Annotated in this window: 23 protein-coding genes and 1 riboswitch; of the genes, 7 read left to right on the forward strand and 16 right to left on the reverse strand. The window is 66.5% G+C overall.

What is annotated here, in order from left to right; all coding sequences use genetic code 11:
• The first annotated feature begins 33 nt into the window (after positions 1-33).
• Genes clpB through EJI00_RS18105 form a run of 4 tightly spaced genes read left to right on the forward strand, consistent with a single transcriptional unit; the run spans position 34 to position 4,074 of the window.
• On the forward strand, positions 34-2,655 hold the full coding sequence (gene clpB, locus EJI00_RS18090) for an ATP-dependent chaperone ClpB (protein WP_126748879.1): 2,622 nt from the start codon (positions 34-36) through the stop codon (positions 2,653-2,655).
• A gap of 6 nt (positions 2,656-2,661) precedes the next feature.
• The gene (locus EJI00_RS18095) at positions 2,662-3,003 is read left to right on the forward strand and encodes a hypothetical protein (RefSeq protein ID WP_126748880.1); all 342 of its coding nucleotides are present in this window, start codon (positions 2,662-2,664) and stop codon (positions 3,001-3,003) included.
• A gap of 44 nt (positions 3,004-3,047) precedes the next feature.
• Positions 3,048-3,455, forward strand: coding sequence for an alternative ribosome rescue aminoacyl-tRNA hydrolase ArfB (arfB, locus tag EJI00_RS18100; protein WP_126748881.1), 408 nt, complete (start codon positions 3,048-3,050; stop codon positions 3,453-3,455).
• 49 nt (positions 3,456-3,504) lie between these two features.
• Positions 3,505-4,074 carry a DUF3299 domain-containing protein gene (locus EJI00_RS18105; protein WP_185868160.1) on the forward strand — a complete coding sequence of 190 codons (570 nt, stop codon included), beginning with the start codon at positions 3,505-3,507 and terminating at the stop codon, positions 4,072-4,074.
• Here the strand turns inward: EJI00_RS18105 and EJI00_RS18110 are convergent.
• The 6 genes from EJI00_RS18110 to EJI00_RS18135 all read right to left on the reverse strand — a co-directional run bounded on the left by EJI00_RS18110 (position 4,026) and on the right by EJI00_RS18135 (position 9,400).
• On the reverse strand, positions 4,026-4,349 hold the full coding sequence (locus tag EJI00_RS18110) for a hypothetical protein (RefSeq protein ID WP_409514030.1): 324 nt from the start codon (positions 4,347-4,349) through the stop codon (positions 4,026-4,028). The genes EJI00_RS18105 and EJI00_RS18110 overlap by 49 nt on opposite strands.
• Complete coding sequence (locus tag EJI00_RS18115) at positions 4,346-6,085, reverse strand: SulP family inorganic anion transporter (RefSeq protein ID WP_126748883.1); 1,740 nt, start codon at positions 6,083-6,085, stop codon at positions 4,346-4,348. The genes EJI00_RS18110 and EJI00_RS18115 overlap by 4 nt, the downstream gene beginning before the upstream one ends.
• A 67-nt stretch (positions 6,086-6,152) precedes the next feature.
• Complete coding sequence (locus EJI00_RS18120; RefSeq protein WP_126748884.1) at positions 6,153-7,361, reverse strand: beta-ketoacyl-[acyl-carrier-protein] synthase family protein; 1,209 nt, start codon at positions 7,359-7,361, stop codon at positions 6,153-6,155.
• Positions 7,358-7,600: an acyl carrier protein gene (locus EJI00_RS18125; protein ID WP_126748885.1), complete on the reverse strand. Its 243-nt coding sequence runs from the start codon at positions 7,598-7,600 to the stop codon at positions 7,358-7,360. Before EJI00_RS18125 ends, EJI00_RS18120 begins: the two co-directional genes overlap by 4 nt.
• Before the next feature lie 94 nt (positions 7,601-7,694).
• Positions 7,695-8,411, reverse strand: coding sequence for a phosphatase PAP2 family protein (locus EJI00_RS18130; RefSeq protein WP_126748886.1), 717 nt, complete (start codon positions 8,409-8,411; stop codon positions 7,695-7,697).
• Positions 8,412-8,503: 92 nt separating this feature from the next.
• Positions 8,504-9,400: a helix-turn-helix domain-containing protein gene (locus tag EJI00_RS18135; RefSeq protein WP_260590770.1), complete on the reverse strand. Its 897-nt coding sequence runs from the start codon at positions 9,398-9,400 to the stop codon at positions 8,504-8,506.
• 88 nt (positions 9,401-9,488) lie between these two features.
• Here EJI00_RS18135 and EJI00_RS18140 point away from each other — a divergent pair, with 88 nt between their 5' ends.
• A complete protein-coding gene (locus EJI00_RS18140; protein ID WP_126748887.1) occupies positions 9,489-10,742 on the forward strand; it encodes an MFS transporter in 1,254 nt (417 codons plus the stop codon).
• Positions 10,743-10,796: 54 nt separating this feature from the next.
• Positions 10,797-11,549, forward strand: coding sequence for a sulfite exporter TauE/SafE family protein (locus EJI00_RS18145; RefSeq protein ID WP_126748888.1), 753 nt, complete (start codon positions 10,797-10,799; stop codon positions 11,547-11,549).
• Between the two features lie 17 nt (positions 11,550-11,566).
• On the opposite strand, the gene arsC is transcribed toward EJI00_RS18145, so the two are convergent.
• From arsC to EJI00_RS18190, 9 genes are all read right to left on the reverse strand, one after another.
• Positions 11,567-11,950: an arsenate reductase (glutaredoxin) gene (gene arsC, locus EJI00_RS18150; RefSeq protein ID WP_126748889.1), complete on the reverse strand. Its 384-nt coding sequence runs from the start codon at positions 11,948-11,950 to the stop codon at positions 11,567-11,569.
• A gap of 9 nt (positions 11,951-11,959) precedes the next feature.
• Complete coding sequence (locus EJI00_RS18155) at positions 11,960-12,646, reverse strand: glutathione S-transferase family protein (RefSeq protein ID WP_126748890.1); 687 nt, start codon at positions 12,644-12,646, stop codon at positions 11,960-11,962.
• A gap of 32 nt (positions 12,647-12,678) precedes the next feature.
• A complete protein-coding gene (locus EJI00_RS18160) occupies positions 12,679-13,191 on the reverse strand; it encodes a 6,7-dimethyl-8-ribityllumazine synthase (RefSeq protein ID WP_126748891.1) in 513 nt (170 codons plus the stop codon).
• A gap of 108 nt (positions 13,192-13,299) precedes the next feature.
• Positions 13,300-13,473, reverse strand: a riboswitch (FMN riboswitch).
• A 116-nt stretch (positions 13,474-13,589) separates the two neighbouring features.
• Positions 13,590-14,681, reverse strand: coding sequence for a DNA glycosylase AlkZ-like family protein (locus tag EJI00_RS18165; protein WP_126748892.1), 1,092 nt, complete (start codon positions 14,679-14,681; stop codon positions 13,590-13,592).
• A 320-nt stretch (positions 14,682-15,001) separates the two neighbouring features.
• Positions 15,002-15,880: a sugar phosphate isomerase/epimerase family protein gene (locus EJI00_RS18170; RefSeq protein WP_126748893.1), complete on the reverse strand. Its 879-nt coding sequence runs from the start codon at positions 15,878-15,880 to the stop codon at positions 15,002-15,004.
• Positions 15,881-15,888: 8 nt separating this feature from the next.
• Positions 15,889-17,076 (reverse strand): dihydrodipicolinate synthase family protein, encoded by a 1,188-nt coding sequence (locus EJI00_RS18175; RefSeq protein WP_126748894.1) that lies wholly within the window; start codon positions 17,074-17,076, stop codon positions 15,889-15,891.
• A 10-nt stretch (positions 17,077-17,086) separates the two neighbouring features.
• Entirely contained in the window at positions 17,087-18,250 is a 1,164-nt protein-coding gene (locus EJI00_RS18180; protein ID WP_126748895.1) for a Gfo/Idh/MocA family protein, read from the reverse strand.
• Between the two features lie 50 nt (positions 18,251-18,300).
• Positions 18,301-19,284, reverse strand: a complete 984-nt coding sequence (locus EJI00_RS18185) for a tripartite tricarboxylate transporter substrate binding protein (RefSeq protein ID WP_126748896.1) — start codon at positions 19,282-19,284, stop codon at positions 18,301-18,303.
• A gap of 146 nt (positions 19,285-19,430) precedes the next feature.
• Positions 19,431-20,087 (reverse strand): TetR/AcrR family transcriptional regulator, encoded by a 657-nt coding sequence (locus tag EJI00_RS18190; protein ID WP_126748897.1) that lies wholly within the window; start codon positions 20,085-20,087, stop codon positions 19,431-19,433.
• Between the two features lie 93 nt (positions 20,088-20,180).
• On the opposite strand from EJI00_RS18190, the gene EJI00_RS18195 reads away from it, so the two are divergent.
• The gene (locus EJI00_RS18195) at positions 20,181-21,899 is read left to right on the forward strand and encodes a thiamine pyrophosphate-binding protein (protein ID WP_126748898.1); all 1,719 of its coding nucleotides are present in this window, start codon (positions 20,181-20,183) and stop codon (positions 21,897-21,899) included.
• 99 nt (positions 21,900-21,998) lie between these two features.
• On the opposite strand, the gene EJI00_RS18200 is transcribed toward EJI00_RS18195, so the two are convergent.
• Complete coding sequence (locus tag EJI00_RS18200) at positions 21,999-22,439, reverse strand: SWIB/MDM2 domain-containing protein (protein ID WP_019653319.1); 441 nt, start codon at positions 22,437-22,439, stop codon at positions 21,999-22,001.
• Positions 22,440-22,493 lie beyond the last annotated feature (54 nt).

Genomic DNA, 22,493 nt, shown 5'->3' on the forward strand with positions numbered 1-22,493 from the left:
GAACAGTCCTATTTTGAGTGCAGGAATACCACCATGCGACAAGACAAACTCACCACCAAGTTCCAGGAAGCGCTGAGCGACGCCCAGACGCTCGCGCTCGGCAACGACAACGCCTATATCGAACCGGCTCACCTGCTGGTCGCCATGCTGCGCCAGGAAGACGGCCCGCGCGCCCTGCTGGAGCGCGCCGGCGTCAATGTGCAGGGCCTGGCGGGCGCGGCCGAGGCCGCCATCAAGAAGCTGCCGCAGGTGCAGGGCCATGACATCGTGCAGGTCGGCCCCGAGCTCGGCAAGCTGCTGCAGGCGACCGAGAAAGAAGCCATCAAGCGCAATGACCAGTTCATTGCGGGCGAACTCTTCCTGCTGGCCGTGGCCGACAGCAAGTCCGACATCGGCCGGATCGCGAAGGAAAACGGCCTGAGCCGCAAGTCGCTCGAATCGGCCATCGACGCCGTGCGCGGCGGGCAGGGCGTGAACAGCGCCGATGCCGAGGGCCAGCGCGAAGCCTTGAAGAAATACTGCCTCGACCTGACCGAGCGGGCTCGGCTGGGCAAGCTCGACCCGGTCATCGGCCGTGACGAGGAAATCCGCCGTGCCATCCAGGTGCTGCAGCGCCGCACCAAGAACAACCCTGTGCTCATCGGTGAGCCCGGCGTAGGCAAGACCGCCATCGTCGAGGGCCTGGCGCAGCGCATCGTCGCGGGCGAGGTGCCCGAGTCGCTCAAGGGCAAGCGCGTGCTGTCGCTCGACATGGCCGCGCTGCTGGCTGGCGCCAAGTTCCGCGGCGAGTTCGAAGAGCGCCTGAAGACCGTGCTGAACGAACTCGCCAAGGACGAAGGCCAGACCATCGTCTTCATCGACGAGCTGCACACCATGGTGGGCGCCGGCAAGGCTGAGGGCGCCATGGACGCCGGCAACATGCTCAAGCCCGCGCTCGCGCGCGGCGAGTTGCACTGCGTGGGCGCCACTACGCTCGACGAATACCGCAAATACATCGAGAAGGACGCCGCGCTGGAGCGCCGCTTCCAGAAGATCATCGTGGGCGAGCCGAGCGTCGAAGCCACCATCGCCATCCTGCGCGGCCTGCAGGAAAAGTACGAAGTGCACCACGGCGTGCAGATCACCGACCCGGCCATTGTGGCTGCTGCGGAGCTGAGCGACCGCTACATCACCGACCGCTTCCTGCCCGACAAGGCCATCGACCTGATCGACGAGGCCGCGGCCAAGATCAAGATCGAGATGGACTCCAAGCCCGAGGTGATGGACCGCCTCGACCGCCGCCTGATCCAGCTGCAGATCGAGCGCGAAGCCGTGCGCCGCGAAAAGGACGAGGCTTCGCAGAAGCGCTTCGGCCTGATCGAGGACGAGATTGCGCGCCTGCAGAAGGAGATTGCTGATTACGACGAGATCTGGCAGGCCGAGAAGGCGCAGGCGCAAGGCAGCGCGAAGATCCGCGAAGACATCGACAAGATCAAGTTCGAGATCGAAGAGTGGAAGCGCAAGGGCGACTTCAACAAGCTCGCCGAGCTGCAATACGGCCAACTGCCGGCGCTGGAAAAGCGCCTGCGCGAAGCCGAGGAAAGCGAAGCGAACAAGGGCAAGTCCAGCGCGCCCACGCTGCTGCGCACCCAGGTGGGCGCGGAAGAAATTGCCGAGGTCGTGGCGCGCGCCACCGGCATTCCGGTTGCCAAGCTGATGCAGGGCGAGCGCGACAAGCTGCTTGTCATGGAAGACAAGCTGCACGAACGCGTGGTGGGGCAGGACGAAGCCATTGGCGCGGTGGCCAACGCCATCCGCCGCTCGCGCTCGGGCTTGAGTGATCCGAACCGCCCGACCGGTTCGTTCCTGTTCCTCGGCCCCACGGGCGTGGGCAAGACCGAGCTGTGCAAGGCGCTTGCGGGCTTCCTGTTCGACAGCGAAGACCACCTGATCCGCATCGACATGAGCGAGTTCATGGAGAAGCATTCGGTCGCCCGCCTCATCGGCGCGCCGCCGGGCTACGTGGGCTATGAAGAGGGCGGCTACCTGACGGAAGCCGTGCGCCGCAAGCCCTACAGCGTGGTGCTGCTCGACGAGGTTGAGAAGGCGCACCCCGATGTGTTCAACGTGCTGCTGCAGGTGCTCGACGATGGCCGCCTGACCGACGGCCAGGGCCGCACGGTGGACTTCAAGAACACCGTCATCGTGATGACGAGCAACATCGGTTCGCCCACCATCCAGTCGATGGTCGGCCAGCCGGCCGAAGACATCAAGGAAGCGGTGTGGGACGAGCTGCGGAACCACTTCCGCCCCGAGTTCCTGAACCGCATCGACGAGACGGTCGTGTTCCACGCGCTCGACGCGAAGAACATCGAATCGATCGCCGCGATCCAGCTCAAGGTGCTGCAGGCGCGGCTCGCCAAGATGGACCTGGCGCTCGAGGTGTCGCCCGCGGCGCTGGCCGAAATTGCCAAGCTCGGCTTCGACCCGGTGTTCGGCGCGCGTCCGCTGAAGCGCGCCATCCAGCAGCGCATCGAAAACCCGCTCTCGAAGCTGCTGCTCGACGGCAGCTTCGGGCCGAAGGACACGATCGAAGTCAATACCGACCCGATCCGGAACCCTGGCCATTTTTCGTTTACGAAGGCCGGGGAACCATCGGAGGCCGTTGCGGCCTAAAGTCGGATGATGAACTTCATTTTTCGCGTCATTCTTCTGCTCCTGGGGTTGGTTTTCGCGGCCAGCCTGGCGGTCGCGGTCACATTGCTGGCTGCTGTGTGGGGCGTGCGCTACGCCTGGGGCCGGATCACGGGCAAGCCCGTGACGCCCTGGATGGCCTCGATGGGCGGGCGCTTCAACCCGCGTTCGGGCTTCGAGCGTTTTCGCAATGCGGCAAAGCCGGCCGAACCCAACGCTGCGGACGTGGCCAATGCGCGTGCGCGCGGCGAGTCGGTGCGCAGCCCGCTCTCGCTGCGCCCGGCCGGCGATGTGACCGACGTGCGGGCCCGGCCTGCTCGCGGCGAGTAAGCACGCCGCGGTCTTCGAGCGCGTTTGAAGGCACACTTGCCTTCATGCTCCGCCCACCCATCCTGATCGACCCCGACGAGATCGAGATCAGCGCCATCCGGGCGCAGGGCGCGGGTGGGCAGAACGTCAACAAGGTGTCGAGCGCGGTGCACCTGCGCTATGACATCCACGCGAGTTCCCTGCCCGCCGACGTGAAGGAGCGGCTGCTCGCGCTGCGCGACAGCCGCATCACGCAGGAGGGCGTTTTTGTGCTGAAGGCGCAGCAGCACCGCACGCAGGAGATGAACCGCGCCGACGCGCTGGCGCGCCTGCAAGCCGTGGTCGACAGCGTGGCCGTGCCGCCGCGCGTGCGGCGCCCCACCAAGCCCACTTACGGCTCGAAGCAGCGCCGGCTCGAAGGCAAGAGCCAACGCTCGCAGATCAAGAACCTGCGCGGGCCGGTGCGGGACTGACTAAGGCCCCGCTAAGCTGGCGGACCCAGTCGCAAGCACAATAGGCGCCATGAGAGCCCTCTTTTGCCGCGCCTTGCCGGCTTTCCTGCTTGCCCTGGGCGCACTGGCCCTGGCGGGGTGCGGGCCAGCCTCCGAAGGCAGCCCGGCTGCAACCGGCGCGGTGCAGGAGCTCAAATGGGAAGAGCTCGTTCCCAAGGACTGGGACCCGACCAGGCGCTACCGCAACATCAGCCTGGAATCGCTGCGCGACAACGATCCGCGCGCGGTGCAGATGCTCGATGAGATGCGCGCCGTCTGGGACAACGCGCCGGTCAACGTGGCGCTCGACGGCACCGCCGCGCGGCTTTCTGGCTTTGTGGTGCCGCTGGACAACACGCAGGGCGGCATTCGCGAGTTTTTGCTGGTGCCTTACTTCGGCGCCTGCATCCACACCCCGCCGCCGCCCGCCAACCAGATCGTGCACGTGGTCGCGGCCGATACGGTGAAGGGCCTGCACGCGATGGACACGGTGCGCGTCAGCGGGCTGCTCAAGGCGGCGCGGTATTCCTCGGCGGACATGGGCGTGAGCGGCTACGAGATCAAGTCGGCTTCGGTCGAGCCCCTTGTCGCGGCGCGCTGAGCCTCGTCAGCCCATGCGCCGCGAAACAAAATCCGGAAACGAAGTGATCTGCGCCGATAGCTGGGTGTTGCGGTAGCACACCGCGCTGACCCGCCGGCACACGTCGACCTTTCCTTGGCCAGCACCTGCACCAGCGCATCGCTTGCGTGGTCGGCGCCGGTCATGAAATCCGACAGGCAGACGATGCCCGTACCCGCCAGGGCGAGCTGGCGCAGCGTTTCGCCGCTCGATGCGGCGAGCGCAGGCGTGATGGTCCATGTCGGTGCGGCGCTCAAGCAGGCGCAGCGTCGCGCTGATCCGGCGTGGGCAGCGGAGCTTCGGCGGGCCGGGTCAGCGCCGCCAGTGCCTCTGAATCGGTGCGGTAGCTGAAAAGCATCGGCCCGGGCGCGAGCAGTCCGGCGCGCTCCAGCACCTGCATGGCAGGCAGCTTCAGCCCGCTCAGATGCAGCCTCACGCCCTTGGCTTCCATCATTCGCCGGATGGAGCCGAACACCTCGGCCCCGGTGATGTCGATGCGATTGATAGGCTGGGCGAAGAGGCACACGTCCGTCAGGTCAGGCCGCTCGGCCAGCGCGACCGTGAGCGCGCGCTCGAGCGTGGAGGCCGATGCGAAGTCGAGCTCGGCATCCATGCGCAGCGCGTACAGATGCGGCGCCAGGGGCGGCAGCTTCCAGAGGTTGCGGTCGCGCAGGCTGCCGTCGGGGTGCAGGCCCACTTCGATGATGCGCGGATGCAGGTGGCGGTACATGTAGTGCGCCAGGCTCGCGAGCAGCCCGCCCAGCACGCCCCAGTAGATGCTGGGCGCCGTGGCAATCGTCAGCACGAAGGTGCCGAACGCAATGCCCGCCTCGATGCGCGACACGCGCCATAGTGCAACAAAACTCGCCGGCTTGACCAGCCCGAGAATGGCCGTGACCACCACCGCCGCCAGCACCGCCTGCGGCACGTGATAGAGCAGCGGCATCAGCCAAAGCAGCGCGCCGGCCACCACCACCACGCTGAACAGAGTCGCCCAGCCGGTCTGCGCGCCCGCGTACAGCGTGATGGCCGAGCGCGAGAACGACGAGCTGGTGGGAAAGGAGCCTGAGAAGCCCGAGGCCAGCTTGGCCAGGCCTTGGCCGATGAGGTCCTGGTTCTCGTTCCAGAGCGTGCCCGCGCGTGCGTTGTCGACCTTGGCGCTCGATGCGGTCTCGAGAAAGCTCACCAGCGTGATCATCAGCGCCGGCAGCACGAGTGCGCCGAGCGTTGCTGGCGGCAGCATCCCCGGCCAATAGAACGAAGGCAGGCCCGAAGGCAGGCTGCCCACCACCGCGCCGCCGCGCAATGCGTAGTTGAGCGCCCAGCTGATGGCCGCGGCTCCAGCCACCAGCGCCATGGTGGTAGGGAAACGCGGCGCCAGGCGCTTGCCGAGCCACAGCACCGCAATGCTGCCGAGCCCGAAGGCCACGGCCACCAGGTCAGGCGGCGGGCCACCCCGCAGCACCTGCGGAATGGTGCGCCCGGTGAAGCCCAGCAGCGCCGGCAATTGCGAAATGGCGATGAGCACCGCGGCACCTTGCGTAAAGCCGATCAGCACCGGTGAATTCACCAGCCGCAGCAGCCAGCCGAAACGCCCGGCGCCCAGCACGACCTGGATGGCACCCGAAATCAATGTGAGCCACACCGCCATCGCCACCCATTCGGAGCTGCCGGGCACCGCCAGCGGCGCGAGCGATGCGCCCACCAGCAGGCTCGTGAGCGCCGTGGGCCCGACCGACAGCCGCTGCGACGAACTGAAGATCACCGCAACAAGGGCCGGGAAGAGTGCCGCGTACACGCCGGTGACCAGCGGCATGCCCGCCAGCGCGGCGTAAGCCACGCCTTGGGGAATGACCATCAGCGCCACGGTAATGCCCGCCATGGCCTCGTTGCGCAGCAGCGCAGCCGAGGGGCGCGGCCAGGCAAGGCAGGGAACCCAGCGCGAGAGGCGTTGGCGCAGGGAAGAAGAAGAGGGGGAGGCTGCCGGATTCATGAATAAGGAGGGGCACTCTGTTCCGGCGCCAGCTTACCCCCGGCGCCGTGCGCGGCAGCCGATAGCGCTAGGCCTTGCGAAAGAGCAGCACCGAGTTGGTTCCGCCGAAAGCGAACGAGTTGCTGATGGCGGCCTGGAGTTCAGGCGCGGCGGTTTCGCCTGGCTTGAGCAGATTCAGGCTGCAAGCGGGATCGATCTCGCTGCAGTGCGCGTTGGGCGGCAACTGGTGCCGATGCAGCGCAAGCACGGTGATGACGGCCTCGACCGCACCGGCAGCGCCGAGCATGTGTCCGTGCAGCGCCTTGGTGGAGCTGACGCGCAGATGTTCAAGGTCGTCGCCCCAGACCTCCGCGAGCGCATTGCGCTCGACCACGTCGCCGATGCGAGTGGCCGTGCCGTGCGCGTTGCAGTACCCCACATCGCGCGGCTGCAGGCCGGCCTGGCGCAGGGCGGCGCGCAATGCGCGGGCCTGCCCGGGTGCGTCGGGCTTGGTGAGGTGCGTTGCGTCGCTGCTGAGGCCCCAGCCCGCGAGCGTGGCGTAGCTGCGGGCGCCGCGGCGGCGGGCGCGCTCGGCCGATTCGAGCACGATGAACGCCGCGCCCTCGCCGAGCGCAAACCCGTTGCGGTCGGCCGCGAAAGGGCGCACGGCGCCGGCTGCTTCACCGGGCTGGAAGGTGGCCAGCGTCTGCATGGCCTGCCATGCCAGCACCACCCCCGGCACGATGAGCGCCTCGCTGCCGCCGGCAATGGCCAGGTCGACTTCGCCGCGTTGAATGGCCTTGGCAGCTTCGGCAATGGCCACCGACGACGAGGCGCAGGCGACCGAATAGGTGAGCACCGGCCCCTGCACGCCGTAGCGCATGGCCACGTGGGCCGCGGGAGCGTTGGGCATGAAAGCCGGAATGGTGAGCGGCGGCACGCGCATGCCGCCGCGGTAGGCCGCCTCGAGCGCAGCAGCGCCGCCCATGCCGCAGCCCGCGTAGACGCCTATGCGCTCCGGGTCGGTATCTGCCCGATCGAAGCCTGCATCCTGCAGCGCAAGGTCGGCGGCCGCCACCGCAAGCTGGCTGACCCGGTCGACGCCGGCGAGCTGCAGCTTGGTGAACCAGCGTGTTTCGTCGAAAGCCACGGTGGCCGCGGCGGCCGGCTTGGGCAGGTCGGGAAAGATCGGGCGGATGGCCGACTGGCCATCGAGCAGCGCCTGGAACAGCGCATCGGGCTCGCTGCCGAGCGGCGCCATGACGCCCAGGCCGGTAACGCAGACCTCGTGGTTCACGCTGCCTTCGCGGCCCTGACCTTGTCGACGAGCAACGCCAGTTCGCCCAGCGTGTCGATGTTCGCGTCGTCGTCGGGCATGGTGATGCCGAAGTGATCTTCAATGGCGAACAGGAACTCGGCCAATGCGAGCGAGTCGAGTCCGCCGGTTTCGCGCATCGATGCGTTGGGGTCGAGCTTCGACGGTTCGATACCGTACTTCTCGTGGATCAGGTCCTGCAATTCCTTCAGCGAACTCATCGTGCGATGCCTGTTGTCGTGTGCCGGTCGCTGATCGATCGCCACCCCTCAGGGTGCTCCGTGGGATCGACCCCTTCCTCGCTCGGCTTGTGGGTCAGTGATGGCCAATGATATCCGCTCCCACCAAAGTGTTCGGCCGGTTCCGGTACTCCGGGCGCCAGCGCAAAGAGGGGATCGCGAAGGCCGTTCCCAGCAACGCGCCGGCCACTGCGTCGAGCACCACGTGCTGCTTGACGGCCAGCGTCGAGTAGGCGATGGCAGCAAACCAGATCCAGTTGGCCACACGCAGAAAGACCGGCGTGCGCGCCTCGCGTAGCACGTGGTCCAGGCGTATGGCCGTGAAGATGGCTACGGCCACATGCATCGAGGGGCAGGCGTTGCCCGCGGCATCCACGCCCTGCAGCATCGCAAAGCCCGGGTAGCCTGACACGTCGATGGTGAGCGGCGGTATTTGCGTGGGCCAGAAATAGAAGAGGCCCAGGCCCGTGATGCACAACGCGCCGATCCAGAGCCCGTAGACCACCAGCTCCCGAAAGCCCAGTTGCAGACCGGGCGCAACGCCGACATAGAACCAGAGCGAGAGGTAGGCGCCCAGCGTGTAGGGCTGGAACGGAATCAGGTGGTCCAACGCCGTGAGTGGCATCACCGTGACCGGGTACGCCGGGTTGCGTAGCAGGTGGAAATAGCCGATGAAGAAGAGCCAGGTGAAGGCCGTGGTGCCGATCGCCTTGAGCCAGAAGAGGGAGCGGATGCGCTCGCCGACGTCTGCGGTCCAGGTCAGGGGTCGATGCGATCGGGAAATGGGCGCCATGGGGCAGGTCGGTCGGGTCCGTGGTTTCTTGAGCCCGCCGATCTTGCCAGAGCGGCATGACGGCACTGTGCGATTGCAGCGGTTTCAGGACGTCAGGCGAGCGCGGCCGATCGCTTGCGGTGCTGGAACGAGGTCGGCGAGCGCCCCGTGGCTGCCTTGAACATGGCGCAGAACGCGCTATCGGTGGCATATCCGCTGGCGGCCGCCACCTGGCTCACCGCCATGCCGCGCGCCAGCAGCGGCAGCGCATGCGCCATCACAGCCTGCTGCCGCCACTGCTGCCAGCTCATGCCGAGCTGGTTGCGAAAGAGCCGCGCCACCGTGCGCTCGCTGGCGCCGATGGCGGCGGCGCGCTCGGCCAGCGTGGCCCGGTCGGCGGGGTTGCGCAGCAGCGCTTCGCAGAGCTGGCGCAGCCGCTTGTCGGTGGGCAGCGGCACGTCGATGCGTATCTGGGTGGCACGCTCCAGTTCGTCGACCAGCAGCGGGGCGATCATGCGTTCGCGTTGCGGCGCATGCGGATCGGCAGGCGGCAGTCCGTCGGGCGTGGTGTCGAGCGCGAGCATCAGCGCGCGCAACAAGGGACTGATTTCGAGCACCTCGCACTTCTCCCACGGCGGGCCGAGCCAGGCGTGGAGGTACACGGTGCGCAGCTCGGCGTCCTCGATCAGCATGATGCTGTGCGGCATGTTGGCAGGCACCCAGACCGCGCGGGAGGGTGGCACGATGTAGCTGCCGTCCTGTGTGCTGAGCCGGATCACGCCGCGGGTCGAAAAGGTGAGCTGCGGCCAGGGGTGCTGGTGCAGTTCGACGAAGGTGTCTGCGCTCAGGAAATGTTCCTTGGCGCGCAGCGGACGCACCGCGTCGGGCGCGTAGAGGTGCGGCGTGAGCGAGGCGACACTGGTGACCGGGGCCACGTTCGGGCCGCGTGGCTTGGCGGCGCGCGGGCTCGTGGAATCGGTTGAAAAAGAGGTGGAAACGGCGCTTGGCATAGTTTCGACAAATGTTGTCGCTGTATCGCCATTCTGCCGCGACCTGCAGGCATAGCATCGGTGCCTGCACGGTTTTTTGTAGCAATCCATGTCTTCAACTTCCTCCCCGACAGCCGCCTCTTCCACCAACCTGCGCAGCGATGCCCAGCTGATCGGCCTCGTCGGCCTGGCCCATGCCATCAGCCACTTCAGCCAACTGATCCTCGCGCCGCTGTTCCCTTGGCTGAAGGACGCGTTCAACGTGAGCTACACCGAACTCGGCGCGGTGCTGACGGTGTTCTTCGTGGTCTCGTGCATCGTGCAGGCGGCCTCGGGCTTCATCGTCGACAAGCTGGGTCCACGGCCGGTGCTCTTCGTGGGGCTGGGGGCGCTTGCGCTGGCGGCTTTCGGCTATGCCATGGCCCAGAGCTACTGGATGCTGCTGGCGTGCGCGATCGTGGGCGGCATCGGCAACGGCGTGTTCCATCCGGTCGACTACACGCTCTTCAACCGCAAGGTCGCGCCAACGCGGCTCGGCCATGCGTATAGCGTGCACGGCATTACCGGGAGCCTGGGCTGGGCACTCGCGCCGGCGTTCGTGGTGCCGATTGCCATCGCCTTTTCGTGGCGCGTGGCGCTGGCATCGGCGGGTGCACTGGCCATCGTGGTGCTGCTGGTGCTCTGGGCTTACCGCAGCGTGCTGTCGCTCGATGTGAAGGCGGTGCAAAAAGCCACCGGCCACGGCGAGCCCGCGCCCATCGGCGGCGAGTTCGATTTCCTGCGCATTCCGGCCGTGTGGATGTGCTTCGGCTTCTTCTTTTTGTATGCCGTCGTGATCAGCGTGGTCCAGACCTTCGCGCCGGTGGCGGCGGGCCATCTGCACGCGGTGCCGGTGGCGCTGGTGGCGGTTTGCCTCACGGTGTACATGGTGGCCAGCGCGGCCGGCATGGTGGCGGGCGGCTTTCTGGCTTCCGATCCGTCGCGCTGCGAGCGCATCGTGGGCACCGGCTTCGGCATTGCGGCCGCCGTGGCGCTGGTGCTGGCCTTTGCGCAGTTTCCGCCGGTGCTGGTGCCGGTGCTGTTCGGCGTGATGGGTTTTGTCTCCGGCGTGGCCGGGCCTTCGCGCGACCTGTTGGTCAAGCGCTCGACACCGCCCAACGCCACGGGGCGCGTCTACGGCGTGGTATATGCGGGCCTGGACATCGGCCAGGCGCTGGCGCCGCTGGTGTTCGGCCGGCTCATGGACCATGCCCAGTACACGAGTGTGATCGTCGGCCTTGCGCTGGTGCAGGGCGTGCTGATTGCCAGTGCCTTCAATGTGACGAAGGTGCGCCGCACGGCACTGGTACCGGCCTCGGCCTGACGCTTCGGGCGCCGCCAGCATGCCGGTGCGCATGCGGTCGATATCATCGGCCGCATGCAGGCCTTGTATGTGTATGTGATCGCCGGTGCCGTGCTGGCGGGCTTTGTGCAGGGCCTCTCTGGCTTTGCCTTCGGCCTGGTGGCCATGTCGGTCTGGGCCTGGACCCTGGAGCCGCAACTGGCTGCCGTGCTTTCTTTGTTCGGTGCGCTCACCGGCCAGGTGATTGCCGCGGTCACGGTGCGCCGCGCTTTCGACAGGCATGTGCTGTGGCCCTTCGTGCTGGGCGGGCTGGTCGGCGTGCCTTTCGGCGTGTGGCTGCTGCCGCACCTCGATCTTGTGCTCTTCAAGGTTTGCCTCGGCGTGCTGCTGGTGCTGTGGTTTCCTGCCATGCTGATGTCGCAGCACCTGCCAAAGGTGACCTTCGGCGGACGGATCGCCGACGGCATCGCGGGAACCATCGGCGGCGCCATGGCGGGCATCGGCGGCTTCTCGGGCACCATTCCCACGCTCTGGTGCACCTTGCGCGGCTTCCAGCGCGACACGCAGCGCGCGGTGATTCAGAACTTCAATCTCTCGATGCTGCTGGTGGCGTTTGCCATCCACCTGGCGACCGGCAGCATCGGCCGTTCGACGGTGCCGCTGCTGGGCGTGGTGGCGCTCGCCGTCGCGGTGCCGGTGCTCTTGGGCGCGCGGCTCTACATCGGCATCAGCGAGGCGGCGTTCCGCAAACTGGTGCTGGGGCTGCTGACGGCCTCCGGCGTGGCGATGCTGGCCTCGGGCGTGCCTGCACTGCTGCAGCGCGGCTGAGCCGCCGGGTTTCGCCTCTACGCAGTGGGCAAAATCTCGCGCACGCGCGCCCACGGCCGGCACATCAGCGTGCCGCGCGGTGAGACCACGATGGGCCGCTGCAGCAAGATGGGGTGGGCGACGATGAAGTCGAACAACTGGTCGTCGGTCCACTTCGGGTCGGCCAGCTTCAGCTCTTCATAAGGCGCTTCCTTCGTGCGCAACAGTTCGCGCGCGCCCATGCCCATGGCCTTTGCCAACTCGCGCAGCTTCTTCTGCGGCGGCGGTGTTTCCAGGTAGAGAACGATCTCGGGTTCCACGCCGCTCTCGCGGATCAAGCCCAGCACGTTGCGCGACGTGCTGCAGTTGGGCTTGTGGAAGATGGTCATCGGGTAGGCAGTGGTCGGGGTGCGCGCGGTCATACGTCGTCGTCAGTCTTTCTGCACCTGCGGGTCCAGCGAAAAAGGAAAACGCTCCGCCCAAAATTCGGCCAGCCGGGGATCGGCGTCCACGCGCCGCACCACCTGGGCCATGCGCGGTGCCACGCGGTAGAAGCGTTTTCGATGCGGCGTCCAGCGCGACAGCACGGTCACATAGAGGTCGAGCATGCTGATCTTCTCGCCGAGCAGGTAGGGCGCGGGTTCGTCGATCTGCGTGTCCATCAGGTGCCAGCAGTGCGCAATGCGCTCGGCCGAACGTTCGAGCATCGCGGGCTGGGCTGCTGGGTCGGGCGTGAGCCGCGCCGGATCGTCGCGCACCCAGTACAGCGAATAGATGGCCGCCGGCAGGTAGACCATCCAGCGCAGATAACGCGCACGCAGCGAATCATTGGGCGCGGGGCAAAGCCCAGCCTCCGGATACCGATCGCCAAGCCAGATCAGGATGGCCGCGCTCTCGGTCATCACCTCGCCCGAAGGCAGCACCAGCGCGGGCACCTGGCGCATCGGGTTGATGCCCGACATGCGCTCGCGCTCGGATTCGCCCTCCCAGGGAGAGACGTCGACGGTATCGACATGCGCACCGATCAGCGTCAGCGCCGCGTGAACGGGCGTGGCGCCAGAACCGGGCGCACCGTAGAGGGTGTAGCGGTCGTTCGAAGGAGCGGATGTGGTGGTCATCCGCCCAGATTACTGCAGCTGTGTGCCGGTTGTCACGCGGCCAGCAGCGCGTCGACCTTCTTCAGGCCTTCGAGCGTTTTCACGCAGGCTTCGGCCACTTCAGTGCCCTTGACGGCGAAATGGCGGTGGAAGTATTTGCGGTGCTCCACGTGCTCGTGGAAATGGTGCGGCGTGAGCACGGCCGAGAAAATCGGCACGTCGGTTTCGAGCTGCACGGACATCAGCGTGCTGACCACGGTGCTGGCCACGAACTCATGGCGGTAGATGCCGCCGTCCACCACCAGTGCGCAGCCCACGATGGCGGCGTACTTGCCCGAATTGGCGAGCCGCTTGGCGTGCAGCGGAATCTCGAAGGCGCCGGGCACATCGAACACGTCGATGAGGTCGCGCGGCACGCCGAGCCGTTCCATTTCGGCAAGGAAGGCATCGCGTGCCTGGTGGACGATGTCGGAATGCCACTGCGCCTCGACAAAAGCGATGCGCTCGCCGCGCGGATTGCCCGACGCGTCGATGGCAGAAAGGGGAAGGTCGTTGATCTGACTCATGGTGTGCCTCTTGAAAGCAGGTTTCCTGAATCAGGGCGCACGAAACCGCACGCCAGACCGCGCGCCATTGCACCGGAGACGGCAAAGCGCGCGGGCCAGCCCGCATTTTCGCGCTCTCTTTCATCCGGACTATGACCGTCGGCTTCGGAATTGCACCGAGATCTGCTGACCCCGCAGCCTGTTTGTTGCAGGCCGCGGGCGCTCGCGGGCTCGTGCAGTTCCTCTCTCGAAGAAGCCGCCATTACCGCCGGTGGGGAGTTTCACCCCGCCCTGAGAACGCTTGCCGCCCGGCATGCCCGGGCGGCGGGGCGATTCTAGGAGCGGGCGGCGGCGCGGGTTGTCGCACGTGCGCCAGACCTTCCGCAGCGCGGGGGATTTTCTTTGCAGGCGACCGCGTGTCAGCGCTTGGCGAGGAACTGCGTCATGCGCTGCAGTTCGTCGTCCAGCGCCGCACTGAAGTCAGCATTGCGCGGCTTGCGGTCGACATAGCCGAACGAAGGCTGCAACCGGCCTTCGGGTGCAGTGACGTTGGCCCAGCCTATGACTCGGTCGTGCCAAAGCAGCGGCAGCGCGTAGTAGCCGAACTGCCGCTTCGGCGCCGGCGTGTAGGCCTCGAACTTGTATGTCCAACCCCACAGCAGCTCGAAGCGGCGGCGGTCCCACACCACGGGGTCGAACGGTGCGAGCAGGCGCACTTCATCATCAGGCGCGTGGCGGCGCGAGGCCGGGTTCTCGCCGGCCGGCCAGTACCAGATGGTGCCGTCGATGCGGCAGCTTGCAAGCTCTTCACGCGCAAGGCGCAGCGCCGCCTGCGTCTGCGCCGAGAGATGCGGCGCGCCGTAGCCGAGCAGCCGCACTAGGTAGGTCAGGCTGGCGGCGGGCAGCGGTGCGTATTTGCGCACCACCAAGTCGATGAGCGCGGCGGCCCTCTGCGCGCGGCCAGCGGGGCTTTCATCGGCGGGCGCATGCGTGACGGCCTCGTAGACGCGCGTGCCGCTGTCGCGCCGCACCACGCGCAGCATGCCGCGATAGTGCAGGCCGTCCAGCAGCCGCGTCGTCGCATTGCTGGAGCCGCCCCAGTAGTTCTTGACGCTGCCATGGGCAAAGTGCTGTTCGACTTCACGCGGATGCATCGGCCCGCGCTCGCGCACGAAGGCCAGCACATCGGCTGCCTTGCGGCGGGTGTCCGCGTCCCATGGCTGCCTGGGTTCACGCGGATGCATCAGCGCCAGATGCTCGCGCGGAAGGAAGCCGTAGTTGACGAGACAGTCTTCCTCAATGGCCAGCCGCGTGTAGCGGCTTTCAAGATCGCCTGCGCGGTAGTCCTTCACGCGATGGCGCAGCGTCAGGTCCTGCGCACGCGCGGGGGCGCGGATCGGGTCGGCTTGTACGAAGCCGAGTTGACGGATCGCGCCGGGCAGGGTGGTGGGCTTGAAGAGCGTGCGGGCAATTGCATAGCGACGCAGGTCGTCGAGGGTCGGGGTAGCCATGGGCGAATTGCAGCACAAGTGGCTGTTTTTCGTAGCGCTGCTGTTCAGGGATGCGCACCCGCCGACGGGGTACCTTTCTCCGCGAATGTCCCCCGGCCTGCGGCCTCCTCCTTTATTTCGCTGCGCAAGGCACCCCATCGACGGGTGCGTTGGGCGGAGCCGTGGTTGATCAGCGAAACACCAGCAGCGTGCCCCAGTGCACAGGGCATCGGGTGCTCCCCGCAGCGAAATAAAGGAGGAGGGCGAAGCCCGGGGGACATTCGCGGAGGGGAGTACCCGATGGCCTTGGCACTCGCCCAGAACAGAAGCCCGACCAGAACTCAAACAGCCTGCTTATGCCGCTCGATACACACATCAAGCGTCTCGTCACCGCTCCGCTGCCACCAGTCGAGGTTCGAAAAGATCTCGACTTCGCTGAACCCCGCAAAGCCCGCCTCTTCGACCCAGCCCCGGATTTTCTTGAGTTCCACGACGCCGTCGCCCATCATCCCGCGGTCAGACAGCAAGTCGCGTGTCGGCGTGAGCCAGTCGCAGACGTGGTACGCCAGCAGACGCTCGCGGCCGGCGCGGGCGATCTGCTGCTGCAGCTTCGGATCCCACCAAACGTGATAGATGTCCAGCGCCACGCCCAGCATGCCGCTCTTGCCCGCGTCGAGTTCGTCGCAAATATCGAGCGCATGTTCGAGCGTGTTGATGCACGCGCGGTCGGCCGCCTGCATCGGGTGCAGGGGCTCTATGGCGAGCGGCATGCCGACTTCGCGGGCGTACTCCAGCGAGGCGGCGATGCCGTCGCGCACTTCGCCGCGCGCACGGCCGATGTCCTTGTAGGCCGCTTTGTCGTCGAGCGCGCCGGGCAGCGCGCCGACCACCAGAACCAGGCAGGGCGCATTCAGCGTCTTGGCCTCGTCGATGGCGCGGCGGTTGTCCTCGAGCGCGGCCTTCAGGCCCGCCGCATCGGGCGCGGGGAAGAAGCCGCCGCGGCAGTAGCCCGAGAGGCCAATGCCGTGAGCCTTCAACTGCTTCGCGATCTTGTCGAGCCCGACGGCAGCCACCTGGTCGCGCCAGGGGCTGATCGCGTGAATGCCGCGTTCGGCGCACTGGTCGATGATGCGGTCCAGCGGCACCTCGGTGCCCGACTGCTTGCGAATGGTCGCCGTGTTGATCGATAGCCAGTCGTGGTTCTGCGAGAAATCGCGCATGAACTTGCTCAGCCTTCCACGCCGTGCAAGGCCAGCAGCGTCTTCATGCGCCGCACGGCCAGCTCCGGCTGCTCCAGCAGGTTGGCCGCATCGGCCAGCCGGAACAGCTCGGCAAAGTGCGGCAGCGAGCGCGTGCTCTGCTGGCCGCCGACCATGGTGAAGTGCTTCTGGTGGCCGTTGAGCCAGGCCATGAACACCACGCCGGTCTTGTAGAAGCGCGTGGGCGCCGCAAAGATGTGGCGCGACAGCGGCACCGTGGGGCCGAGAATCGCGTGGAACTTCTCGGTGTTGCCTTGGGCCAGTGCGCCCAGCGCCGCACTCGCGGCCGGTGCAATGGCGTCGAAGATGCCCAGCAGTGCGTCGCTCTTGCCGTGCGTCGGCTCGCTGCCGAAGCCGTCGCCGGCAATCAGCTCGGCGTAGTTGAAGTCGTCGCCGGTGTACATGCGAACACCTGCCGGCAGGCGGCGGCGCATCGCAATTTCCTTGTCCTTGTCGAGCAGCGAGATCTTGATGCCGTCCACCTTGTGCGGATGCGCGGCAATCACGGCAAGCGCCGTGTCCATTGCGGCGTTCACATCCTTGTTGCCCCAGTAGCCCGCGAGGGCCGGATCGAACATGTCTCCCAGCCAATGCAGCACCACCGGTTGCTTTGCCTGCGAGAGGATGCGGTCGTACACGCGCTCATAGTCGGCCGGGCTCTTCGCCACGCGGGCGAGGGCGCGGCTGGCCATGACGATCAGCTTGCCGCCAAGCGCCTCGATGGCGGCCATCTGCTCTTCATAGCCGCGGATCACGTCGTCGACGCTCTTCACGTCGTCGATGTTCAGGTGGTCGGTGCCGCAGCCGGAGGCCACCAGCGCGCCGGGCACGTCCTTCGCCGCGTCGAGCGAACGGCGAATCAATTCGAGCGAAGTCGGCCAGTCCAGGCCCATGCCGCGCTGCGCGGTGTCCATGGCTTCGGCCACGCCCAGGCCCAGCGAGAACAGGTGGCGGCGGTAGGCGATGGTGGTGTCCCAGTCGACTGCGGCCTGCAGCCACGGGTCCACCGCGGCCAGCGGATCGGCCACCACGTGCGCGGCCGAATAGGCGATGCGGTTGAACTTGACGCCCGCTTCGGGCTTGACCGGCGCGGTGCCGCGCAAGGCATACGGTGCGAGCGAGCCGCTCGCGGTGGGAAGGGTCAGCGAAAGTGCCATGCTGCCTGCCTCAGACCTTCAGCGCGGGCACGTCGATCCAGCGGCGTTCCTTCCACGACTCGAGCGCGGCTTCGACCAGCTGCACGCCCTTGGCGCCTTCGGGCAGTGTCCACTTGTAGGGCTCGTTCTCGACCACGTGGCGAATGAAGTGCTCCCACTGGATCTTGAAGCCGTTGTCGTACACCTGCGAATCCGGAATCTCCTGCCACTGGTCGAAGAAATTCATCATCTGTTTTTCGTCCGGGTTCCACACGGGGCGCGGCGTGGCGACGCGGGACTGGGCGCGGCAGCTCGAGAGGCCCGCGACGGCCGAGCCGTCGGTGCCGTCGACGTGGAAGGTCACGAGGTCGTCGCGGCGAACGCGTGTGACCCAGCTCATGTTGATCTGCGCGATGACCGGCTCGCCGTTGTGGCCGGTGAGTTCGCAGGTGGCGTAGGCGGCGTCGTCGGCGGTGGCCTCATAGGGCTTGCCGGCTTCGTCCCAGCGCTTGGGAATGTGGGTCGCGCCCAGGCAAGACACCGACTTGACCTCGCCGAACAGGTTGTCCAGCACATAGCGCCAGTGGCACATCATGTCCAGGATCATGCCGCCGCCGTCTTCCTTGCGGTAGTTCCAGCTCGGGCGCTGAATGGGCTGCAGGTCGCCCTCGAACACCCAGTAGCCGAACTCCAGGCGCACGCTGAGCATGCGGCCGAAGAAGCCCGCGCGGCGCAGCATGTCGAGCTTGCGCAGCCCCGGCAGAAAGAGCTTGTCCTGCACGGCGCCGTGCTTGAGGCCGGAGCCTTCGGCCAGGCGGGCGATTTCCACCGCTTCGTTCAGGTTGGTGGCAATCGGCTTCTCGCAGTACACATGCTTGCCGGCGCGGATGGCCTTGGCCAGCAGCGTGGGGCGCATTTGCGTGGTGCCGGCGTCGAAGAAGATGGTGTCTTCCTTGTTGGCCAGCGCCGCGTCCAGGTCTGTGCCCCAGCGGGCGATGTTGTGCGTCTTGGCAAGCGCTTCCATCTTCTCGGCGTTGCGGCCGATGAGGATCGGGTCGGGCATGACCTTGTCGCCGTTCGACAGCGTGACGCCGCCTTGCGCGCGGATCGCGCAGATCGAGCGGATCAGATGCTGGTTCATGCCCATGCGTCCGGTGACGCCGTGCATGATGATTCCGAGTCGTTGTGTAGCCATGTCTTCAGCCGAAAAAGTTGGAAGGAGAGGAAGAGAAAGGAAAGGGCGGATTACTGCGCCGGCGTCAGCCCGGCGGCCTTGACCAGCGCCGCGTTGGTCTTGATTTCGTCCTTGATGTAGGCGTCGAACTGCTCGGGCTTGAGCGTCCATGCATCGGCGCCCAGCTTCAGGAAGCGTTCCTTGACCTCGGGCGAAGCAAGCGCCTTCGCCACTTCGTCGTGCAGCCGGTTGACGATGTCGCGCGGCGTCTTGGCCGGCGCCATCATGCCGATCCAGAAGTTGAACTCGGAGCCGGGCACACCGGCCTCAGCCGTGGTCGGCACGTCGGGCAGGGCTGCCGCGCGCTTGGGCGAGCCGACGGCCAGCGCCAGCAGCTGGCCGTCCTTGATCTGGCCGATGACCGGCGCGATGGGCGAGAAGTAGTAGTCGACCCGGCCCGACAGCACTTCGGTCACGGCCTCTGCCGAGCCCTTGAACGGAATGTTGGTGGCGGCTATCTTCGCGGCCATCTTGAACTTCTCGGCGTTGAGGTGGGTGGCGCTGCCCTGGCCTGCCGATGCGTAGTTGATGGTGCCCGGCTTGGCCTTGGCCGCGGCGACCAGCTCCTGCAGCGTCTTGATGTTCTTCGACGGCGAGATCACCAGCGCATTGGGCAGCGACGAGATGGGTGTGACGGCGGCAAAGTCGTTCACCGTGTCGAACGGGAGCTTTGCGAAGGTGGACGGGCTCACCGTGTGCGACGACGAGTGAATCATGATCGTGTAGCCGTCCGGCGCGGCCGTGGCCACCGCCTGCTGGCCGATGGTGCCGCTGGCGCCGCCGCGGTTGTCCACCACCAGCGTCTGGCCCATGCTCTGGCCCATCTTGTCGGCGATGGCCCGCGCAATGATGTCGGTGGTGCTGCCGGCCGCAAACGGCACGACGACGCGAATGGGCTTGTTGGGATACCCGTTCTGCGCCGATGCCAGACCCGGCATCAAGGCGGCGAGGCAGGTGAGCGTGGCGAGTGCAGTGGTGCGTGCAAGTTGCTTCATGGTTGTCTCCGTGCGGTCGGGCCGCCTTGTCTTGATCGATTAATTCACCAATAAGTGAATTAGACAATTCTAGGAAGGCTGGCGCCGCAGCGCAACCGCCGCTGATCGGTAAATACCCGGAGATGGAAAAAGGGCGCCCGAAGGGCTCAATGCAGCACGTAGCCCAGCACGAGGTCGGTCATGTGCGAGAGGCGCTGCGCCATGGCCTTGGGCGCGCGCAGGTCACGGCCGAAGACGGCCGAGAGCGTGTGGTTGTTCGACAGGTAGAAGTAGCAGAGCGAGGCGATCGAGATGTAGAGCTGCACAGGGTCGACGCCGGCGCGGAACAGCTTGTCGCGCTTGCCGCGCTCGAGCACCGTGTCGAGCAGCTGCACCAGCGGCGAGTTCATCTCCTGGATGCGCTCGGAGCGCTTCAGGTGCGCGGCGCAGTGCAGGTTCTCGCTGTTGAGCAGCGTGATGAACTCGGGGTGCTCGAGGTAATAGTGCCAGGTGAACGAGACCAGTTGGCGGATGGCCTCGACTGGATCGATCTCGTCCAGGTGCAACTGCTGCTCGGCCTCGCGGATGTCGGCATAGGTGCGCTCGAGCACCGCCAGGAACAGGTCGTCCTTGCTGCCGAAGTAGTAGTAGATGAGGCGCTTGTTCAGCCCCGCGCGCGCGGCAATGCTGTCCATGCGCGCGCCGGCCAGGCCCCGTTGCGCGAACTCGTCGCGTGCCGACGCAAGAATGGCCAGCTGCGAGCGATCGGCATCGCGGGAGCGCGGCTCGATGGCTTCGGGTGGGGAATCTTTCGCGGCTTTCATCGCACGAATTTAACCATTTGGTGAATTAACGCAAGGCGTTGGGAGCGGGCGCACATAATTCCGGAGACATTTGCAGCTGAGGTTCGACTTCTCATGAGTACATCACAACCCGCCGGCCACCTGATCGTCGAATGCCTGGTCGAGCAAGGCATGGAGATCGCGTTCGGCGTTCCAGGCGAAAGCTTTTTGGCGGTGCTCGACGGCTTTCACGCCTACCGCGAACGCGCGCGGTTCATCGTCAACCGGCAGGAGGGCGGCGCCGCCTTCATGGCGGAGGCGCACGGCAAGCTCACGGGGCGGCCGGGCGTGTGCTTCGTCACCCGCGGGCCGGGTGCCACCAACGCATCGATCGGCGTGCACAACGCTTTCCAGGATTCCACGCCGATGGTGCTGTTCGTCGGCGACGTGGGCAGCGACTTTCGTGACCGGGAAGCCTTCCAGGAAGTGGACTACGGCAGCTTCTTCGGGCCGAGCACCAAGGGCTTTGCCAAGCGCGTCGAGCGCATCGACGACGCGAGCCGCATTCCCGAATACGTGGCCCGCGCGTTTTCTACAGCGATGAACGGACGCCCCGGACCGGTGGTGCTGGTGCTGCCTGAAGACATGCTGCGCACGCAGACCGCGTCCCGCCCGCTGCCGCGCGTGGACGCCGTTCAGCCTTGGAGCGACCCCGGCTCACTGCGCACCTTGCGCGAGCTGCTGCTTCAGTCGCAGCGGCCGCTGGTGATTGCGGGCGGCGGCGGCTGGACGACGCAGGCCGCGCAGGCGCTGCAGCGCTTTGCCGAGAACTGGCGGCTGCCCGTCGCCAATGCCTTCCGCTTTCAGGACACCTTCGACAACCACCATCCGCTCTACGCTGGCGACATCGGCATTGCCATCAATCCCAGGCTCGCGCAGCGCGTGAAAGACAGCGACCTGATCATCGCCATCGGCCCGCGGCTCGGCGAGATGACAACCGGCGGCTACACGCTGCTCGAAGCGCCGAAGGCCAGGCAGAAGCTGGTGCACATCCACGCGAGCGCGGAAGAACTCAACCGCGTCTATCAGGCCGACCTGGCCATCAACGCCGGCATGAGCGCCGCGGCGCGCAGCCTCGAGGTGCTGAGTGCGCCCAATACCTTGCCGTGGGAAGAGTGGGCGGCGCAGGCGCATGCGGACTACGAAGCGAACCTGAAGCCGCAGGCGCTCGCCGGCATGCCGGCTGAAACGCCGCGCGGCCCGGTCGACATGGCGGAGGTGGTTGCGCTGTTGCAGAAGCACCTGCCGCCGGATGCCGCCATTACCAACGGGGCCGGCAACTTTGCGAGCTGGGTGCATCGCTATTTCCGCTATCACGGGCTTGCCAAGGGCAGCAAGACGCAGCTGGCGCCCACCAGCGGCGCCATGGGTTATGGCGTGCCGGCGGGCATTGCGGCCAACCTTGCGACCGGCCGGGTGGCCTTCACGATTGCGGGCGATGGCGATTTTCTGATGACGGGGCAAGAGCTCGCGACGGCCTCGCAGCACGGCGGCAAGAGCATCATCGTGCTGCTGAACAACGGCATGTTCGGCACCATCCGCATGCACCAGGAGCGCGAATATCCGGAGCGCACGAGCGGCACTGCGCTCCGCAACCCCGATTTCTGCGGCCTGGCGCGGGCCTATGGCTATGCCGCCGAACGCGTGACGGAAACCGCGCAGTTCGAAGCCGCGCTGCTGCGCGCACTGGCGGCCGATACGGGCACGCTGATCGAGATTCCGCTCGACCCGGAGGTGATCACGACACGCGGCACGCTGGCGTCGATCACGCGTGCGGCGCAGGCGCGGGGCTGAACGAGCAAGACGAACCGAACGCCGTTCGCGGCCAAAAAAAAGCCGGCATGTGCCGGCTTTTTGATTCGGGAGCGCGATGGACGCGCAGTACCCGAGCGCTTACTTGACGTGCTTGCCGATCAGCGCGGCCAGTTCGAACATCGACACTTGCGGCTTGCCGAAGATTTCCTTCAGCTTGGCGTCGGCGTTGATGTTGCGCTTGTTGGCCTTGTCTTGAAGGTTGTTCTTCTTGATGTAGTCCCACAGCTTGCTCACGACTGCGGTGCGCGGCAGAGGCGTCGAACCGACCACAGCGGCGAGTGCCGGGCTGGGGGTCAGGGCCTTCATGAACGCGGCGTTGGGCGTGCGCTTCTTGGCGGGAGCGGCCTTCTTTGCAGGAGCCTTCTTCGCCGGTGCAGCCTTCTTCGCAGGAGCAGCCTTCTTTGCGGGGGCTGCCTTCTTGGCCGGTGCGGCCTTCTTCGCAGGAGCCGCAGCCTTCTTGGCGGGAGCGGCCTTCTTTGCCGGAGCTTTCTTGGCCGGAGCCTTCTTTGCAGTTGCCATGGTTGATTTCCTTTTTTGGTTGAACAGTCACCAATGAAAAACTTGCGTCTCCAG

Source organism: Variovorax sp. DXTD-1 (assembly GCF_003984625.1).
Lineage (GTDB): Bacteria > Pseudomonadota > Gammaproteobacteria > Burkholderiales > Burkholderiaceae_C > Variovorax.

What these genes read in the sequence shown, in the direction of transcription:
- EJI00_RS18195 (WP_126748898.1), top strand. Translation starts at nt 20,181, where the DNA reads ATGAGTACATCACAACCCGCCGGCCACCTGATCGTCGAATGCCTGGTC.
- EJI00_RS18095 (WP_126748880.1), top strand. Translation starts at nt 2,662, where the DNA reads ATGATGAACTTCATTTTTCGCGTCATTCTTCTGCTCCTGGGGTTGGTT.
- EJI00_RS18185 (WP_126748896.1), bottom strand. Translation starts at nt 19,284, where the DNA reads ATGAAGCAACTTGCACGCACCACTGCACTCGCCACGCTCACCTGCCTC.
- arfB (WP_126748881.1), top strand. Translation starts at nt 3,048, where the DNA reads ATGCTCCGCCCACCCATCCTGATCGACCCCGACGAGATCGAGATCAGC.
- EJI00_RS18165 (WP_126748892.1), bottom strand. Translation starts at nt 14,681, where the DNA reads ATGGCTACCCCGACCCTCGACGACCTGCGTCGCTATGCAATTGCCCGC.
- EJI00_RS18180 (WP_126748895.1), bottom strand. Translation starts at nt 18,250, where the DNA reads ATGGCTACACAACGACTCGGAATCATCATGCACGGCGTCACCGGACGC.
- EJI00_RS18200 (WP_019653319.1), bottom strand. Translation starts at nt 22,439, where the DNA reads ATGGCAACTGCAAAGAAGGCTCCGGCCAAGAAAGCTCCGGCAAAGAAG.
- EJI00_RS18155 (WP_126748890.1), bottom strand. Translation starts at nt 12,646, where the DNA reads ATGACCACCACATCCGCTCCTTCGAACGACCGCTACACCCTCTACGGT.
- EJI00_RS18160 (WP_126748891.1), bottom strand. Translation starts at nt 13,191, where the DNA reads ATGAGTCAGATCAACGACCTTCCCCTTTCTGCCATCGACGCGTCGGGC.
- EJI00_RS18130 (WP_126748886.1), bottom strand. Translation starts at nt 8,411, where the DNA reads ATGGCGCCCATTTCCCGATCGCATCGACCCCTGACCTGGACCGCAGAC.
- EJI00_RS18140 (WP_126748887.1), top strand. Translation starts at nt 9,489, where the DNA reads ATGTCTTCAACTTCCTCCCCGACAGCCGCCTCTTCCACCAACCTGCGC.
- arsC (WP_126748889.1), bottom strand. Translation starts at nt 11,950, where the DNA reads ATGACCGCGCGCACCCCGACCACTGCCTACCCGATGACCATCTTCCAC.
- EJI00_RS18115 (WP_126748883.1), bottom strand. Translation starts at nt 6,085, where the DNA reads ATGAATCCGGCAGCCTCCCCCTCTTCTTCTTCCCTGCGCCAACGCCTC.
- EJI00_RS18125 (WP_126748885.1), bottom strand. Translation starts at nt 7,600, where the DNA reads ATGAGTTCGCTGAAGGAATTGCAGGACCTGATCCACGAGAAGTACGGT.
- EJI00_RS18175 (WP_126748894.1), bottom strand. Translation starts at nt 17,076, where the DNA reads ATGGCACTTTCGCTGACCCTTCCCACCGCGAGCGGCTCGCTCGCACCG.
- EJI00_RS18170 (WP_126748893.1), bottom strand. Translation starts at nt 15,880, where the DNA reads ATGCGCGATTTCTCGCAGAACCACGACTGGCTATCGATCAACACGGCG.
- EJI00_RS18105 (WP_185868160.1), top strand. Translation starts at nt 3,505, where the DNA reads ATGAGAGCCCTCTTTTGCCGCGCCTTGCCGGCTTTCCTGCTTGCCCTG.
- EJI00_RS18145 (WP_126748888.1), top strand. Translation starts at nt 10,797, where the DNA reads ATGCAGGCCTTGTATGTGTATGTGATCGCCGGTGCCGTGCTGGCGGGC.
- EJI00_RS18135 (WP_260590770.1), bottom strand. Translation starts at nt 9,400, where the DNA reads ATGCCAAGCGCCGTTTCCACCTCTTTTTCAACCGATTCCACGAGCCCG.
- clpB (WP_126748879.1), top strand. Translation starts at nt 34, where the DNA reads ATGCGACAAGACAAACTCACCACCAAGTTCCAGGAAGCGCTGAGCGAC.
- EJI00_RS18190 (WP_126748897.1), bottom strand. Translation starts at nt 20,087, where the DNA reads ATGAAAGCCGCGAAAGATTCCCCACCCGAAGCCATCGAGCCGCGCTCC.